Genomic DNA, 17,797 nt, shown 5'->3' on the forward strand with positions numbered 1-17,797 from the left:
CTTCTGCGCCTGTAACGGCCCTTTCGCGAGCAAGCTCGCTCCCACACGTTGGCATGACACACGCAGCTCATTTCCAACAGCCCTGTATTCACCGGGCAACCGGTTTACAGGAAGTCGCGGATGTCGCGTTCCAGTTTGCGGCCGACGAAGATCGAGATGCTCAGCAGCACCACCGAGAACACCACCAGAATGCCGATGGCGGTCAGGTCCGGGGTCTGGCCGGTGATCAAGGCCGCACGGTACGCCAGCACCAGGTGGTGGAACGGGTTGAGCGCCACGACGTGCTGGATGAAGATCGGCAGGATGTTGGCCACATACACAATGGGCGTCAGCCAGAACCACAGCTGCACGATCACGCCGACCACTTCCTTGATGTCGCGGATGAACACCGAAAGGATCGCGCACGTGATGCCCAGCGCATACGCCAGCAGCTGCTGGACAAAGAACACCGGGATCCACCACAGCAGGTGCCAGGTGAATTGAAAGCCGATGCTGACCAGAAAGATCATGAAGAAGCTGGTGGCGATCAGGTAATGCACGGTTTCGCTGAGCACGACGTACATCGGCAGCGACCACAGCGACATGCGCACCTTGCCGATCAGGTGGGCCTTCTCGTGGAAGACCTGGGTGATGCGCGTCAGCGTGGCGGCGAAGCAGTTCCAGGCCAGCAGGCCGCTGACCAGGTAAACGCTGTAACCCCACGGGCCCAGGTCCTGGCCGAGGCCGCCCAGACGCATGCCCATGATGTTGGAGAACACCAGGGTGAAAATGAGGATGTTGATCAGCGGCAGGATAAACGTCCAGGCCGCGCCAAGCATGGAAGCAGAGTGCCGGTCGATCAGGTCCTGGCGAGTAAAGTTGAAAATCAGGTTCCAGTTCATCAGACATTCCGGTGCAGAAGAAGGGGCAAAAGGATACGCATTCCCGGCCCATTAAAAAACCCGCCTTTTGAGGGGCGGGTTTTTTGATTATCAGTCACAGGCCCGAAGGCCTGTAGCCGATACAACCAGTTTGCTAATTAAGCAACGTGGCTGATAACGCCGTTTGCGAAGGTCAGCTCGGCAACAGTAACACCGGTCAGGGTGATAACTGCAGCGCCGTCTGTAGTCGAAGCAGCGGCCAGGTCAGCAGTAGTGCTGCCGGTAACGTTGGTTTCAACTACAGCTTTAACGTTCGCGCCGTCTTGGATGAAGAATACTTCCTTGGCATTGTTGTCGCCGCCGGTGATGAAACCGGTAGTAGCGTCAACTTTAGCAGTGGTGTTCAGCGTGAAGCCTTCACCCAGGTACAGGGAGTCCTTCGAACCGAAGTTGATAGCAACGTCGTTAGCCTGAGTGATAGCAGATGCGAAGTGGAACACATCAGCCTTAGCAGTACCGGCACCGGCAGTAACCAGAGTCAGAGCAGCGCTGTTATCAACGGTAGTTTGAGTCGAGGCAGCAGTGCTAACCAGCGAATCGTGTGCAGTGTCGATAACAGTGTACTTAGCTTCCAGAGCGTCGATAGCTTTCGAGGCAGTCAGCTGAGCGTTGTCAGTGGCGACGTTATCGTAAGCAGTTTTCCAAGCAGCGCCAGTGCCAGCAGCAAGATTGCCGCTAGCAGTGCTTTCAGCAGCTACTGCAACAGCTTCCGATTTTTCCAGTGCAGCAACAGTTTTCACAGCAGCGAATTCGCTGATCGAAGCGAAAGCTGTGGTGATTTTGGTGACAACTGCGTCAGTGGTACCAGCAGCCGACAGAGTGGTGTAGATGTCAGCAGCGGTGGTGGTGGAAGCCAAGCCAGCATCGGACAGCGCTTTGGTGTAAGCAGCCGAGTTAGCGGTGTTGGCAACGTAAGCAGCGAAAGTAGTGTTCGCCTGGTCGATGTTGCCCTGTACTGCACCTTGGTTAGCTGCTACAGCTTTAACAGCTGCGTCGTAGGCGTTGATCTTGGTGACGGCGTCTTTGTCGTCAGTCAGGAAGTTGGTACGAGCAGTTGCCAAAGCAGTGGTATCAGTACCCAGCTTGGTGGTCAGCGTTTCTGTATCCAGATTAGCGCCGCGAGCCAGGGTGATCGCTGCTTCCAGATCGGAAGCTTGGTCAGCGTAGGTGGTACCAGTCGATACGGCGGTATCACCGATCAAAGGGGTTTGCTTGCCGTTGTCATTGGTAACGGACAAAGCGAACAGCTCAGTGCTCAGCGCTTTAACGTTGGCAATGTTGTTAGTGTCGAAAGCAGTAACAGCGGCATCAGCAGTAGCGTCAGCTTTCAGAGCAGCGATTGCAGCCGGAACAGCGATGCCGCTCAGGGTGCCGTTAGTCAGCTGGGTCAGAGCAGCGCTGATCGAACCGTTATCAGTAACGTTCGAGATGATAGTTGCAGCGTCAGCAGCCAGGAAGTTGGTGCCAGCAGCGTTGGTGTAGATCTCGGAAACCAGAACCTTGTTGGTTACGGTCTGGGAGTCAGTAGCGCTTGCGCCATTGATGAAAGCAGTCAGCAGCAGGTCGGTGCTAACGGAAGCGCCGCCACCGGTGGTCCAGTAGGTCAGGCCAGCTGCGTCAGCAGGGCGACCGAACAGGTTGCTGTAGATCTTGGCAACGGTGTCTTCACGAGTCAGACCGCCGTAGATAGCGGCGTACTCTGGCTGCGAGTTTACGAAGTTAGCGCGCAGGTCTTCCAGAGTCAGGGTAGCTGGAGTTGCGTTCAGCTCGGTGGTCCAGTAGTCCAGACCAGCTTTATCAGCAGCACGGCCGAGGTAAGCAACATACAGCTGTTGAATCTGTGCGGTAGTAGTAGCCATTACGTATACATCTCCAAAATGAGTCGATATCGACATCCAGGCTTCCATAACGGATGAGAGCCCGTCGGCCCCAGCCTGTTGCCACGTCCCGGCGGGCCATGGCCCCCTTTATGGGAAGTCAGCCTCTGCTGACCTGCTTATCGCGTTACCCGTTTCGACTTTTTTCAAGGCCGTCAAGCAGATAACACGATGGCCGGCCGATCATACATGTCAAAATGGCGGCGTAACAATAGCTGACACCGTTCTTTTTTTGTCTTGTCTATCAGAACTTTTCGTAAATCTTGTAAGACATTTCATTAAACATCGTGGGTTAAAGTTTTGGCGTTTTCGGCCGACAGGCCCATCAATACGTTGCGTAACCGAGCTGAAACGCTTCTCCATCCATGATTACGTAACCATTTTTCCTGTAAGACCTGTGGTACAGCGTCAAGATTTTTTCGCAGGCCTTTTGCCATGGAATCGCTATCGGTGCCCGGCAAAAATGTGACTGCATCCTCAACATCTTCAAAAATCGCCAGTGGCGTGCAGAAAACCGGACGACCGGTACTCAGCCCCCAACGCACCGCCGCACTCGACGATTCCTGCGTGTGTTGATAGGGGAAGACGATCGCGTCGGCCATGCCCAGCCAGGACAGCGATTCCTCGTCGCTCAGGTAATCGGTAATCAGCGTCACCCGCCCGGCCAAGTCCGGCTGGGCGATGCGCTCGCGGCAGGCCACGGCCAGTTCAGCCGATACCGGCACCGGGTATTCAGCATTGACCAGCAGCAGGTGCAGCGTGCTGTCGTCCTTGGCCAACAGCGCAAACGCTTCGATCAGTTCCGGCATGCCTTTGTGCGGCAGCAGAAAACCGTAGCTGGCGATGATGGTCTTGCCCTGCAGGTTGGCCGCCTGTTGACGCGCGCCCGGTGCAGGCGGCGGGGTGTCGATCACGCCGTGGGGGAACATCAGCAGGTTGTCGCGCAGGCCGAAGTCCTTCAGACGGTTGAGGTCGCCCACGCTGTGCACCAGCAGGCGCGCCGACTGGCTCAGGGACTCGCGCAGGTCGCGCAGTGATTTGAGCTGTTCGCCATGCTGCACGTCAGCCGTGGAATGGAACACCACCAGGGTGCAGATGCCGCGGCCGTGGGCCCAGTCGAGCAACGAGGCGAAGGCCTGCAGGCCGAAGAACGAGAAGTTGAACTGGATCAGCAGCGTGTCGACCCCCGAGCGCTCGATGGCCGCCTTCAGGCGCGCCAGGTCGTCGGTGTCGCCGGCGCTCCAGCAACGCTCGATGTTGCCTTCATCGCGACTGGTCAACACCACGCCGTCGTTGGCGAACACGTGGCAGTCGAGGCCGAACGCCGGTTCAAGCAGTTTGGTGCTGTAGGTGGCGATGCCGCAGGCGCTGTTCCAGGTGGTGACGGTGCCCAGGCGCGGGGCCTTTTTGAGCAAGGGTTGCTGGCTGGCTTGCGCCATGGCGTCAACGCTGGCCTTGGCCACGTGCGACCAGGTGAAGCGGCTGCGGATCAGCGCATCGGCGGCCTCGACCCGGGCGGCCGTGACGCTGGCCAGACGGCCTTCGCCCCACGCCAGGTAGAACTCGCCCAAGAGGCTCGCCAGGTGTTCGGCGCTTGGCTCGAACCACACCGAGGCGGCGGCATCCAGGTGGGTGCGGGCGCGCTCGTAGCGGTAGTCGATCAGCCAGGCGGTGTCTTCGGTGCAGAAGTCGCTCTGCCCGCCCTGCCCGGTCACGATCACCGGCAGACGATGCAGCATGGCTTCGGCCAGTGGCAGGCCGAAACCCTCACCGCGCGACGGCGCAACCAGCGCGTCGGCCATCGTGTACAGCGCACGCAGCGCCGAGTCCGGTAGGTCCTGCACGATCAGTTCGACGGCCGGGGCCGAGGGCAGGCTGGCGGCCCAGTCGGCGACTTCCTTGCGAATGTCGTGGTGCGGGTTGGGGAAGGTCTTGATGATCAGCACCACCGGCTGCTCGGCGGTGAACGCCTGGCCGTAGGCGTTGAGCAGCACGTCCACGCCTTTGCGCGGAAAGCATGAGGACACGTGCAGCAGTTTCAAGCGCTCGGCGCTGACGTTGGGCATCGGCGGCAGGCTGCTGGCGTCGATGTCGGCGCGCAGGATGTGGTCGGCGCCCAGGCCGACGGTGGCCAGCGGCGCAGTGACGCCGTTGTCGAGCAGGGTGCGGGTGACCCAACTGGACATGCTGGTGATCAGGTGCGCCTGGTGGTTGAAGTCGTGGCAGTAGCCTTGCGGCAGGCTCGACTCTTCCCAGCCGTAGCAGGACACGACGTTGAAGTCGCCCTGCATGTCGGTGACGCGCGGCGGGTACATCAGGCGCATCACGTCACGCGCCGGCTGTTCGCCGCGTGCGTGCAGGTCGGCGCAATCGGGGTTGGCGTCCAGAAACGCCTGATCGACCGGAATCGGCCCCGGCCCTTCGGTGGCGCGCAGGCCGACGCGGTGGCCGTGTTCGGCAATGGCGCGGCCCAGTTCACGGTTGACCAGCGCCAGGCTGTAGGTGCTGTCGAACGGACCTTCGATGCGGTAGTCGACCAGCGGCGTCGGTGCGGTGACCGGGAAGCTGAATTGCGGCAGCTGGATGTCGAATTTGCTCAGGTAGCTGCTCAGGCGGTCGTACAGGTGCTGGTAGCCGAACTCGTGCATGCGCTCGATGCCACGGCGGCGCATGTTGCGGCGCAGGGCCGGGTTTTCCATGAGTTGCGCGATGGTGGCCGCCACTTGATGCGGATCGGCGTTGTCCAGCAGCAGACCGGCGCTGCCCAGGGTGTGGATCACGTTGCTGTTGGGTGCGTCGTAGGCCAGCACCGGCAGTTCGTGGGCCATGGCCTCGATCAGCGGCATGCCGAAACCTTCGTGCAGGCTCAGGGAAACGAACAGGTCGCTTCGGCGGTAGAGCGAGGTCAGGGTGTCGTCATCGACCTTGCCGGTCAGGCTGACGAAGGACTGGATGCCCAGTTCCTGAATACGCGCCTCGATGCGCGCCTTGTAGTCCGGCACGGTGAAGCCGCCCACCAGGTACAGCTGGATCGGCACAGGCGAGCTGCGCAGCAACACGGCGAAGGCTTCGACCAGGCCCAACTGGTTCTTGTGCGGCATGATGCGGCCGACGTACAGCAGGGTGAACGGGCGCGGGGTGTCGTGGCGTTTGACGGCGTGCGGCTGGATGCGCTCCAGGTCCACCAGCAGGGGAATTTCGGTGATGTTGTGGTCGCTGTAGCCGTGCTTGAGCAGGTCCTGCAGGTTTTGCTGGGAATCGGCAATGCTGCCGGTCAACCAGTGTTTCCAGGTGTCGACCTGTTCCCAGCCATGGGCGAGCATAGGCTGGATGGCGTGTTCGGGCGGGAACAGCTCGCCGGGGGTGATGTTGTGGAACACCATGAACTTGGGTTCCGGCAGATCACGCAGCCAGGCTTCGACCGGGTTGCCGATGCCGTGGTGTACCAGCAGCGCATCGGCGCTGCCGGGCAGGTAGTCGTCCATGCACAGGACATCGCCAGCCATTTGTTCGGAAGGACGGATGCAGTAGATGTCTGACTTGACGCCTGCCAGACGTAACAACTTTCGGGTGAGCATCATGCCGTTACTGATGCCGTCGCCGGGGGAGACGCTGATTGCAAACTGGTGGAGGGTGACCTGTACTTCGCTGTGCATGGAGTGGCCTGGTAAAAATGGATAAAAAATGAAACAGGGCGCTATTGAATACTATTTTCGAGCCGCTGTGGGAGGCCTCACTACACCTTCCACGTAGCGCTGTCGCGCATCCCGTGTGGGAGTGGACTTGTCCACGAAAGGGCCAGTACATCCAGCCGAGGTGTTGCGCCTGATGCATCGCCTTCGCGGACAAGTCCGCTCCTACCGGGTTTGATCGTGGGAGTGGACTTGTCCACGAAAGGGCCAGTACATCCAGCCGAGGTGTTGCGCCTGATACATCGCCTTCGCGGACAAGTCCGCTCCTACCGGGTTTGATCGTGGGAGCGGACTTGTCCACGAAAGGGCCAGTGCATCCAGCCGAGGTGTTGCGCCTGACACATCGCCTTCGCGGACAAGTCCGCTCCTACCGGGTTTGATCGTGGGAATGGCCCCACCCATGCCTGCCGGGCACTTTCTCGCGCGCATGAAAAAGGCCGCGTTTTCACGCGGCCTTCTCAGATAGCTAGCTATCTAGATATATAGCTAGCTATTACGTACGCCCTGCTCTTCTATATATAGAAGGATCAGAACGATTTGCCGGACTGGACGCGCTCCAGGTCAGCCTTGACCATCAGGTCGCACAGCTCTTCCAGGGTGGTCTTGGCTTCCCAGCCCAGAACGCGCTTGGCTTTTTCTGGGTCGCCGATCAGCAGTTCGACTTCAGCAGGACGGTAGAACTTCGGGTTGACCTGAATAACGGTCTTGCCGGTCTTGGTGTCGATACCGTGTTCGTTGTCGGCGCTGCCTTTCCATTCCAGGTTGATGTCGACGGCCTTGAATGCCATGGACACGAAGTCGCGAACGGTTTCGGTGCGGTTGGTGGCCAGAACGAAGGTGTCCGGCTCGTCAGCCTGCAGCATGCGCCACATGCCTTCGACGTATTCCTTGGCAAAACCCCAGTCGCGCTTGGCGTCCATGTTGCCCAGTTCCAGGACGTCCTGCATGCCCAGGGAAATGCGCGCCACGGCGTCGGTGATCTTGCGGGTCACGAACTCTTTGCCGCGCAGTGGCGACTCGTGGTTGAACAGGATGCCGCTGGAACCGAAGATGTCGTAGGACTCACGGTAGTTGATGGTCATCCAGTGAGCGTACAGCTTGGCCACGCCGTACGGGCTGCGTGGGTAGAAGTCGGTGGCTTCGGTCTGTGGAACCTGCTGAACCTTGCCGAACATTTCCGAGGTCGACGCCTGGTAGAAGCGGATCTTAGGGTTAACGATGCGGATGGCTTCCAGCAGGTTGACTGCGCCCAGGCCGGTGATTTCGGCGGTGGTCAGCGGCTGGTCGAACGACACGCCCACGAAGCTCTGAGCGGCCAGGTTGTACACCTCGACCGGCTCGGCTTTCTGCATCAAGCGGATGCTGGCGGACAGGTCGGTCAGGTCGTGCTCGACCAGTTCCAGGTTCGGGTGGTTGAGCACGCCAACCTCTTCCAGACGCCAGAAGTTGACCGAGCTGGTACGGCGGTAGGTGCCGTAGACCTTGTAGCCCTTGTTCAGCAACAACTCGGTGAGATAAGCACCGTCCTGGCCGGTGATGCCAGTGATGATCACGGATTTTGTAGGTGCATTCATTGCTTGGAATTCCGGTCGGGGACTGAGTCCGTTTTACTGTTGTTGCTCAACCATACATTGACGCTTTCGACGCTTTCTTCGGAAAGCTTGCCGGCCCAGCGATTGAGGATGAACAGATTGGTAATGAAATCGTATTGAGTCTTGAGCAGATCGCGGCGCGCCTTGAACTCGTTCTGAGTGGCGGTCAGCACATCCACCGCGTTGACCACGCCATAACTGAAAGCTGCCTGAGACGCGATGCTCGACTGCTCGGCTGACGCAAGTGCATTTCGATTGGCGCGTATTTTTTCGACACTTGAGTCTGCGGTCAAGTAAGCATTGGTGGTTTCTTTGACGACCTGACGGCGCGTCGCCTCCATTTGCAGTTCTGCAGTGGTCTGGTCCTGATAAAGGCCACGTACCCGGGCCGATGCCGAGCCGCCGCTGTAGATCGGCACTTGCAGACCGATACCGGCCACATAGCTGTCGGTCTTGGGCGCCAGGGCGTTGTTGTAACCCTCGTTGGTGTTCTGCGCGCTGAGGTTCAGGCTGAGCGTCGGGTAGTGCGCGCCCTTGCCGCCACGCAAGGCGGCCTCGGCGGCCTCGACAGCGCTTTCGCCGGCGTGGATCTGCGGGTTGCTGTTGACGGCCAGTTGCACCCAGCTGTCCAGGCTTTCGTCCGACACTTGCAACTCGACGTCATTGCGCACGCGGCTGAGCTTTTCCTTGACCGGGCGGCCGACGATTTCCGACAGCGCGGCACGGGTCACGCGGACCTGGTTGCGGGCGTCCACTTCCTGAGCGGCCAGGGAATCGACGCGGGCCTGAATGTCGAGCTTGTCGGTGATCATTGCCAGTTGTTTGTCATACAGCGCGTTGACCCGGTCGAGGTTCTTCTGGGTCGCACGGCGCTCGGCCTGCACCAGCTCCAGTTCATCGTCAGCGGCCAGCGCGGCGAAGTAGCGTTGGGCAAGGTCGACGGTCGCTTCGGCCAGGGCCTCTTCGGACTCGGACGCCGACTGCTTGGCCAGGCTCTTGTAGCGCTGGTAGTTTTCCCAGGCGGCCTTGTTGTACAGGTGCTGGCTGAGCGTGACGCTGTAGTTTTCGCTGTTGTAGATCTGGTTGGTGGTCTCGTTGACCTGCTTGATGCGGTTGGCACCGGCATTGGCGGTGATCTGCGGCAACAGGCCGCCCAACGCTTCGCGCTGCTGTTCCTTGCTCGACTGGGCACGCGAGTAGGACGCCAGCACGCGCGGGTCTTCCAGACGCGACTCGCGGTAGAGCTGCATCAGGTCGGCCGAGTACTCCACAGCGCTGATGCCTTTGGGCGCAGGCTTAGGCTTGGACGGTTCTGCCGTTTTCGGTTCGGCGGTCTTCGGCTCGGCAGCGTGTGCCTGAAACGCCAACATTCCTACTAACAGGCAGGGCAACAAGCGCACAATCATTCCTCGATCATCGACTGGGAAATCGCGTTACGCGCCGGCTGCAAGAGGTATTGCAGCATGGTGCGCTCGCCGGTCTTGACCAGCACGTCGGCCGGCATACCGGCCAGCAGCTTGCGGTCACCCAGTTTATGCGCACCTTCAGGCGTCACGCTGACGCGGGCCAGGTAATACGGCATGCCGGTCTTTTCGTTGGTCAGGCGGTCAGCCGAGACGCTGGTCACAACGCCTTCGATCACAGGCGTCGTTGCACTGTTGAACGCACTGAAGCGGATATCAGCGGTCTTGCCGACGTTCACGCGGTTGATGTCCTGCGGCGGCACTTGAGCTTCGACCACCAGGTCTGACACCGACGGCACGATGTCCAGCAATGGCGTGGCCTGACGCACGACACCACCAATGGTGTGTACGGTCATGCCGATGACCATGCCGTCGTCCGGGGCACGAATGACGATGCGGGTCAGGCGATCAGCCAGCGCAGCGGTGCGCTCTTGCAGGTCGTAGGCCTTGGTCTGCACTTCAGCCAGTTGCTTGGCCACGTCGGAATCGAAATCCTTGTTGATCTGCAGGATCTGCAGTTGGGTTTCGTTGATCTGCAGACGGGTCTTGGTGATGGTCGAACGGTGGTCGGCCACTTCGGACTTGAGCATGTCGAGCTTGCGTTGCTGTTCGAGCATGCGCTGCTTGTCGACGAAGCCCTTGGCAAGCAGGTCGGTCAGTTCGGTGATCTCGTTGGTGTAGGACTTCTGCAGATTGGTCTTGGTACCGATCATGTCCTCGGTGCCCTTGATCTGCTGGTTCAGCTGACCAATGCGTTCCTGCAGCACCGCAATCTGCCCCAGACGCGCGCCACGGCGGGCGTTGAACACCTGCGTTTCGCCCAGACGGGCTTCGATGCCGCGCGGGGTGTCTGCCTCGGTCATGGTGCCGAAATCGATCTGCGCCTTGCCGTCACGCTCTGCTTCCAGACGCGCTTCCATGGCCCTGGCAGCGATCAGCTGGTTGTGGTTCATGTCGTATTCGGCGCGCAACTGGGCGTCGTCGAGGACGATCAGCGGGTCACCTTTCTTGACCATGTCGCCGTCGTGGGCGAGCACGTCCTTGACGATGCCGCCTTCCAGGTGTTGCACCGTCTTGCGGTAGGTCTGAACCGTGACGACACCCGGGGCATAAACACCGCCATCAATGGGCGCTACCGCGGCCCAGGTGCCGAAAATGCCGAACACCACGATCAGAATGGTGAAGCCAAGACGACGGGTCTTGGTATCGGAGGTCGGCAGGTCAGCGAAGTTATCAACGTTTTTGGTCAGCATGCGGGTCATCGATATCTTCCTGTCAGGCGCGAACCGGATTGGCGCCTGTGCCCACCTGGGCGGCTTTCTGTTGAGCTGCGGCTTGTTGCTTGTTGAGCTCTTCCATGACCTGATCACGCGGGCCGTACATGCTCACGCCACCTGCGGCCATGACCAGCAGGCGATCAAGTACCGCCAGGATCGTGGTGCGGTGGGTGATGACAAAAATGGTCGCCCCGGACTTCTTGAGCTCCAGGATGGCCGATGCCAAGGCACGTTCGCCCACTTCATCGAGGTTGGAGTTGGGCTCGTCCAGCAGAATCAGGCGAGGGTTGCCGTAGACGGCACGTGCCAGACCGATTCGCTGACGCTGTCCACCGGACAGGTTGACACCATCGCTGCCGATCACGGTGTCGTAACCGTCAGGCAGGTGCAGGATCATTTCGTGTACGCCGGAAATCTGCGCAGCGGCCACGACCTTTTCGGCGTCTACGTCGGCAAAGCGTGCAATGTTCTCGCTGATGCTGCCTTCGAACAGTTCGATGTCCTGCGGCAGGTAGCCGATGTAAGGGCCCAGCTCTTCCTTGTCCCACGAACTGATGTCGGCACCGTCAAGACGGACCGTGCCGTGCTGGGGTGCCCAGACGCCCATCAGGGCACGGGCCAGGGTCGATTTGCCGGACGCGCTCGGGCCGATGATGCCGACCACAGAACCTGCCGGTACGCCGAAGCTGATGCCACGGATGATCGGGTTCTTGCTGCCGGGTGCGCCGACGATCAGGTTGTCGACCAGCACGTTGCCCTGTGGGGCCGGCAACGACATGCGCTCAGGCTCGGACTTGAGCTTGTCCATGATGTTGTTGAGGCGGTCGTACTGCGAGCGCGCAGCAATGAAGCCTTTCCAGCTGCCGATGATCATGTCGATCGGCGCCAGGGCGCGACCCAGCAGGACGGAACCTGCGATTACCAGGCCTGGGCTGATTTCGTGGTTGACCGCAAGGTACGCACCCAGGCCCAGGATCAGCGACTGGATGAGCATACGGAAGGTCTTGGAAATGGCACTGATCACGCCGCCCTTGTCGCTGGCCTGGGACTGCAGCGCCAGGACTTTCTTCTGGCGGCGGCTCCAGCGCTGGATCAGGGTGCTGAGCATGCCCATCGATTCGATGACTTCAGCGTTGCGCAGGTTCTTGGTGGTCTGCAGAGTGGCGGCGATGTTTTCCTTGTTCGCCTCACCCAGTGCCTTGCCCGTGCCGCGCTCGTTGAGGTAGGCGAGGATCAGGAGAATGATTGCGCTGGCAATGGCCACCCAGCCATACCAGGGGTGGAACATGAACATCACGGCGACGTAGATCGGCAGCCACGGGGCGTCGAAGAACGCGAACAGCCCGTTGCCGGTCATGAACTGGCGCAGGCCGGTCAGGTCGTTCAGAGGCTGTGCGGACGCATCCATACCACCACTTTCAAGCGCACGCTTGAAACTGGCGCGGTAGACATCACGGCTCAGCAGTACATCCAGCTTGGTGCTGACGCGCACCATGATGCGCGAGCGAATCCACTCCAGCGACCCCATCGTGATCACCAGGATGGTCATGATGATGGTCAGCATGGCCAGCGTCGTCAGACTACCGCTCGTCACCACGCGGCCGTAGACCTGCAGCATATAGAAGGTAGGGACCAGCATCAGCGCGTTCACAAAGAGACTGAAAACACCAACCGATATGAAACTGCTCTTGCAGGCCTTTAAAGCCGCCTGCAAGCTGTTTTCATGTGCGTTGCGCATATTTTCCTGACTGCCACGGGGGTAAAAGGGCGCGAGTGTATCACCACCCTAACGTGCGATAAATGAAAAAGGATTTAGCTGAAATCGCTGTAGGACGCACGGTTGTATATAATGCGGGCCAATTTCCGGTTGCGTGGCCTTCTAAGCGACGGTTAAAGTCAATCTCATCTAAATCTGTTCCGATTCCCAGATACTTGTGGTTCAGCTGTTATTCAGCAATGGTTCATTTGTGGACAGTGGACGAGCGGTTTTTGCGAACACTTGTAGCGAGTCAATCATGCGCGTTCTGCATTTCTTCAAGACCTATTATCCTGATACCACCGGTGGCATCGAGCAGGTCATCTTCCAGCTCTGCCAGGGCACCCGCGGCCTGGGTATCGATAATCAGGTTCTGACCTTGAGCCCCCATCCGCACCCTGCACGTCTGCAAGTGGCCGATCATTCGGTGGTGCGCGTCAAGGAACAGCTCAATCTCGCGTCCACCGGCTTCTCCCTGCAAGCGTTCAGCCAATTCAAGGCCATGGCCCGGGAAGCCGATCTTGTGCACTTTCACTTTCCCTGGCCATTCATGGACCTGGTGCATTTCGCCAGCCTGCATGATCGGCCCACCGTGCTGAGTTATCACTCGGACATCATCAAGCAACGGTCGCTGCTCAAGCTCTACACGCCGCTCATGAATCGCTTCCTGAAGTCGATGGACCGTATTCTGGTGGCCTCGCCCAACTACCTGCGCAGCAGCGAGACCTTGCAACCGTTTGCCAACAAGACCGTGGTGATTCCTTACGGCCTGGACGCTGCCGCGTATCCGCAAGTGACCGAACAGCAACTCAACGACTGGCGTCAGCGCGTGCCGGAAAAGTTCTTTCTGTTCGTGGGTGTGCTGCGTTATTACAAGGGCCTGCAAAGCCTGCTCAGTGCGCTGGAAGGCACCGACTATCCGCTGGTGATCATTGGCTCCGGGCCTGAAGAACAGGCGCTCAAGGCCCAGGCCGAACGCCTGCAATTGCGTCATGTGCTGTTTCTTGGCCGCCTCGATGAGGTCGACAAGGCCTGCCTGCTGCAATTGAGTTACGCTCTGGCATTCCCTTCACACCTGCGTTCGGAAGCCTTCGGTATTTCGCTGCTGGAAGCGGCCATGTACGGCAAACCGATGATTTCCTGCGAGATCGGTACGGGCACCACCTACGTCAATATTCATGAAGAAACCGGGCTGGCCGTGCCACCTGAACACCCCGGCGCACTGCGTGCCGCCTTGCGCCGTCTGTGGGATAACCCGCAAGAGGCCAGCCGTTTCGGGGCCAACGCCCTGAAACGCTTCAACACGCAGTTCACCGCGCAACGCATGTGCGAAAAAACCGTCGCGGTCTACGGGGAGCTGGTGAAGGGTGCAGTGCCCTCTTCCACAGCAGGCTACTCACCCTCTGAAGAAGCCTGACAGGCCTCTACAGATCATTATCATTCTGGAACAGGCCGCCGTCTGCCTTGGCTTTATAGGGATATAACTGTGTTACCGAGACTCATCCAACAGCTTACCGACTTGATCAGCTTTATTATCAGAGGCCTGCTTCCCAAATCCCTGATCTCTTTTCTGATCGTGGGGTCACTGGGCGTCGTTGTGCACATGACCGTGCTCAAGACCGTCATGCTGCTGGCCACGGATAATTTTCGTTATGCCAATGCCTGCGCCATGATTGTTGCCGCCACGTTCAATTATCTGCTCAATAACAAGGCGACTTACCGGGACACCAGTTTGTCAGGCAAACGCATCATTGCCGGTTACGCGATTTATCTTGCGATTACGTCTGCCGGGCTGGCGCTCAGCCTGCTGATTTCCGGCGAAGTGTATGACCGTATTGGCATGCCGATGGCATCTGCCTTAAGCGGTATCGTGGTGGGTTCCTTGTGGAACTACTTCATGTCTTACAACTTTGTCTGGAAATTGCTTTCGCCAAAGTCCAGCCCCGCCAATACCTGATCGAGAAGTACGCCCATGAAGACGCTGGTCTTTTTTGCCACGTATAACGAAGCTGGCAACGTCCAATCCATGATTGATCGCATCGCCGAGTCGACGCCCCATGCCGATATCCTTGTGGTCGATGACAACAGCAAGGACGGCACGCTGGACATTCTGGAGTCGCTGGCACGCCCCAACCTCAAGGTCGTGGTGCGTCCTGGCAAGCTGGGCCTGGGCACAGCGCATCTGCTGGCCTGGAAATACGCCATCCATCACGGTTACGACATTCTGGTGACCATGGACGGCGACCATTCCCACGATCCGGCCGATATCCCGCATCTGATCAATCGCCTGAATGCCAACACTGATCTGGTGATCGGCTCACGCTATGCCAAGGGCGGTCAATGCGATTACACCGGCTACCGCCTGCGTGTCAGCCAGGCTGCCAACCTGGCTTCGCGTCTGTTGCTGGGTATCAAACTCTCGGAGTTCACCACCTCGTTTCGTGCCTTTCGGGTCAACCGCCTCAACGCCATCGATTTTGATGCACTGGTGGTCGGCGGCTATTCGTTCTTCCTCACGGTGATTGTCCAGGCGCATCGCCACGGCCTGCGGGTTGCAGAGCACCCGATCCACTTCCACGAGCGCAACGCCGGCGTGTCGAAAATACCGCCACTGGAAATTTTCCGAGGCATGGCGAACCTGGTGAGACTGGCCTGCGTCACTCACCTGACACGTGTTTCGGACGCCTTCGACAACAGCCCGCTCGACTGCGAACAATGCAGTGGTGACTCTTCGCTCATGCGCATCCGCAGCCGCACTGCGGGTAAACACGCCAAGGATGAAATCTGCCTGCACTGCGGTGATGCCAAGCATGGAATCACCGCTCAATGAAAACCGGTGTTCCTGCTGATCGTTCTCGCTCTCTGCTTCCTGGTATCGCGCTTCTGCTGCTCTGCGGTCTCATCGCCGGTATTGCCTTCCCCATGACGGTCACGTTGTCGGGTATGCAGGACGGCGATGGCATGCTCACCGCATTGATCTCCACCCAGAACCTGACCTGGTATTTCTGGGGCCAGGATCGTCTGCTCAATGTGCTGCCGGCCCTGACGCATCCGTTCACCAACGTCGAAACCAACCTGCGGCTGCAGGTGATGATGCGCGCAATGCTTGCCTATCTGGCCCCGCTCGGCGTGCTGGTTTTCCTGACTCGCGAGCTTCGCCTGCTGGTCATTGCCGTTGCGATTGCCAACGTGGTGGTCGTGACTTGCCTGGCCCCGTACGCGCTGTTCAACTTCTATGTACAGCACAATACGGCGGGCACTTCGCTGGTGATGCTGGCCGCAACCTATGCACTGACCTACAGCCGACTGCCAAAGCCTATGATGGGTGTGCTGGTGGTGCTGACGTTGTGCGTGGCGTATGCCGCCAACTTCGCACTGCTGACCTATGCCCTGCCGATGATCGTGCTGATAGGCCTGCTCAAACGCGAAGAGCGCAAGCGGCATGCGCTGTTTCTGGCGGCCAACTTTGTTGCGATCCTGGTCGCCCGGTTGCACAGCAGTTACTTCGGCGAACCTTCGACCTCATATGGCATGCAGATTTCATGGGACGCTCTGGTCGCGGCGGGCCACTCGATCCATACATTCATGCACCTGTTCACGCTCGCCACTTTCGCCGTCGTCGCAGGCCTGTGTTACCCCTATGCCCGGGAAAAGCGTCCCTGGGAAATCGCCGCAGCGGTCTCCATCGGCCTGGGCCTGGTCGTGTTGCTGGCCAACACGTACTGGGTGCAGAAAAACGGTTACGACATTCGCTACTTCATCACCGCACAGATCCTCATCACCTCGGTGATCGGCTATCTGATCGCTCAGGCGCTGCTGTCGCTCAATCTGCGCTATGGCCTGGTCGTGGCCTTATGCGTAGCGGCGCTGGCCAATTGCGTGGCGATGGGGCTTGGCGGGTACAACGGCTATTACAAGGAGCTGGTCTCACCCACATGGCGTGCACAGTCAGCTGCCGTGGCCGACGTGGCCGTTGCACAGAACGTTCGGGTGATTGCCGGTGGTTTCTGGGACGTCTGGGCGGCGGTCTATCAGACCAAGCGAGAACAGCGTTCCAGGCCTAAATCCGAGCGCATGGACGTGTATGGCGCAACGTTCAGGGGCGAGGTGCTGCGTGAGCAGTTTCTGGCATCGGTGCTTGCCAAAGGCGAGCAAAACGCCTTGTGCTTCTACACAGATGTGAATCAGTGCCTTCTGGAAATCAATGCCCGGTTCCACTTGCCGCCTGATTACACGCTGACACTCAAGAAGAGCGAAGCGGTGCAGATCCTCAGCCTGCCGATGCTCAAGCTGGTGTTCGAGGTCAATTGAACACACTTGCCGATCACCCGACTCACGGGTGATCGGCAACAGCGCCCTGCCCTGCGCGCCTGAACACTCAGGCGACGCATCAAGCGGCTTTTTTCAGAGTTTGAATACCAGCCCCTGGCCTGTCGGCAACTCCAGCACTTCAAGACCGAACTCGGCAAGTAACGGGTCTTCGGCTTCTTTCTGCGCGCGATAGACCCACCATCCATAGTCATCCAGTATCAGCACGCTGCCCGGCACCATGCGCGGGACAATGCGCTTGAGCGCTTCGACTTCGGCCGGCGCCTGATTCAGGTCGATGTGCGCAAAGGCAATCTGCTCCGGGAAACCCTGCTCGAACGAGTCCGGGACATAGCCTTTGATGACCTGTACGAACGGGTACGCTGCAAAGCGCTCTTTGACGGTGTTGTGCAACTGCGGTCCATGGTTGGGCATGGCGTGATGCACATCGCCTTCATCGTGTTCGAATGCGTCGTACAGGTAATACTGTTTACCCGTAGACGCGAGATCGACCCTGTCTGCAATGACGTTGGCGGTGTTGCCTTTATAGGCACCGACCTCGACAAAATCGCCCGGCAGACGCCGGGCCATTTTTGCAAAGTGGCACAGGATATACGTGCGCCAGATGATGGACATTTCAATGTTGGAGGTGGCGTTTTTTCTCATGGCAGCCATGAACGGCTCATCGGTCATGAAGCTGAAGTTGCGGTTCCAGCAAATGACGTTGTCGGCACTGTAAAAACTGTCGGGTGTGGCGACGCTTTGGCGCAGCCCTTCAAGGCTGTGCTTGAATAGTTCGGGGTTGATAATGTTGAAACTGTCGCCGTTAACAATCATGGTTTTTTACCTTTTCCATCGCCCTTATCCATGGATGAATACGGTCGGTCCTAATGCCATCTGGCACGTATTCAG

General features: G+C 59.1%; 12 protein-coding genes. 4 read left to right on the top strand and 8 right to left on the bottom strand.

Annotated features, from left to right (window positions below; translation table 11 throughout):
* Positions 1-104: 104 nt before the first annotated feature.
* The 7 genes from H8S56_RS17780 to H8S56_RS17810 form a co-directional block, all read right to left on the bottom strand.
* Positions 105-881: an ABC transporter permease gene (locus tag H8S56_RS17780; protein WP_024689189.1), complete on the bottom strand. Its 777-nt coding sequence runs from the start codon at positions 879-881 to the stop codon at positions 105-107.
* A 137-nt stretch (positions 882-1,018) separates the two neighbouring features.
* Positions 1,019-2,827 carry a DUF4214 domain-containing protein gene (locus H8S56_RS17785; RefSeq protein ID WP_408003829.1) on the bottom strand — a complete coding sequence of 603 codons (1,809 nt, stop codon included), beginning with the start codon at positions 2,825-2,827 and terminating at the stop codon, positions 1,019-1,021.
* A gap of 248 nt (positions 2,828-3,075) precedes the next feature.
* The gene (locus tag H8S56_RS17790; RefSeq protein WP_187519352.1) at positions 3,076-6,453 is read right to left on the bottom strand and encodes a glycosyltransferase family 4 protein; all 3,378 of its coding nucleotides are present in this window, start codon (positions 6,451-6,453) and stop codon (positions 3,076-3,078) included.
* 563 nt (positions 6,454-7,016) lie between these two features.
* Positions 7,017-8,063, bottom strand: a complete 1,047-nt coding sequence (gmd, locus tag H8S56_RS17795; RefSeq protein ID WP_024689192.1) for a GDP-mannose 4,6-dehydratase — start codon at positions 8,061-8,063, stop codon at positions 7,017-7,019.
* Positions 8,060-9,487, bottom strand: coding sequence for a TolC family outer membrane protein (locus H8S56_RS17800; RefSeq protein ID WP_187519353.1), 1,428 nt, complete (start codon positions 9,485-9,487; stop codon positions 8,060-8,062). The genes gmd and H8S56_RS17800 overlap by 4 nt, the downstream gene beginning before the upstream one ends.
* Positions 9,484-10,797: an HlyD family type I secretion periplasmic adaptor subunit gene (locus tag H8S56_RS17805; protein WP_187519399.1), complete on the bottom strand. Its 1,314-nt coding sequence runs from the start codon at positions 10,795-10,797 to the stop codon at positions 9,484-9,486. The genes H8S56_RS17800 and H8S56_RS17805 overlap by 4 nt, the downstream gene beginning before the upstream one ends.
* Before the next feature lie 22 nt (positions 10,798-10,819).
* Positions 10,820-12,559, bottom strand: coding sequence for a type I secretion system permease/ATPase (locus H8S56_RS17810; RefSeq protein ID WP_187519354.1), 1,740 nt, complete (start codon positions 12,557-12,559; stop codon positions 10,820-10,822).
* Positions 12,560-12,833: 274 nt separating this feature from the next.
* On the opposite strand from H8S56_RS17810, the gene H8S56_RS17815 reads away from it, so the two are divergent.
* The 4 genes from H8S56_RS17815 to H8S56_RS17830 all read left to right on the top strand — a co-directional run bounded on the left by H8S56_RS17815 (position 12,834) and on the right by H8S56_RS17830 (position 16,888).
* Positions 12,834-13,994, top strand: coding sequence for a glycosyltransferase family 4 protein (locus H8S56_RS17815; protein WP_408003832.1), 1,161 nt, complete (start codon positions 12,834-12,836; stop codon positions 13,992-13,994).
* Positions 13,995-14,096: 102 nt separating this feature from the next.
* Positions 14,097-14,534, top strand: a complete 438-nt coding sequence (locus H8S56_RS17820) for a GtrA family protein (RefSeq protein WP_235201013.1) — start codon at positions 14,097-14,099, stop codon at positions 14,532-14,534.
* Between the two features lie 15 nt (positions 14,535-14,549).
* Complete coding sequence (locus tag H8S56_RS17825; RefSeq protein WP_187519356.1) at positions 14,550-15,407, top strand: polyprenol monophosphomannose synthase; 858 nt, start codon at positions 14,550-14,552, stop codon at positions 15,405-15,407.
* Positions 15,404-16,888, top strand: a complete 1,485-nt coding sequence (locus H8S56_RS17830; protein ID WP_187519357.1) for a hypothetical protein — start codon at positions 15,404-15,406, stop codon at positions 16,886-16,888. Before H8S56_RS17825 ends, H8S56_RS17830 begins: the two co-directional genes overlap by 4 nt.
* 93 nt (positions 16,889-16,981) lie before the next feature.
* Here H8S56_RS17830 and H8S56_RS17835 read toward each other — a convergent pair whose 3' ends face one another.
* Positions 16,982-17,722, bottom strand: a complete 741-nt coding sequence (locus H8S56_RS17835; protein ID WP_024689200.1) for a class I SAM-dependent methyltransferase — start codon at positions 17,720-17,722, stop codon at positions 16,982-16,984.
* Between the last annotated feature and the right edge of the window lie 75 nt (positions 17,723-17,797).

The sequence above is a fragment of the Pseudomonas triticifolii genome (assembly GCF_014358015.1).
GTDB lineage: Bacteria > Pseudomonadota > Gammaproteobacteria > Pseudomonadales > Pseudomonadaceae > Aquipseudomonas > Aquipseudomonas triticifolii.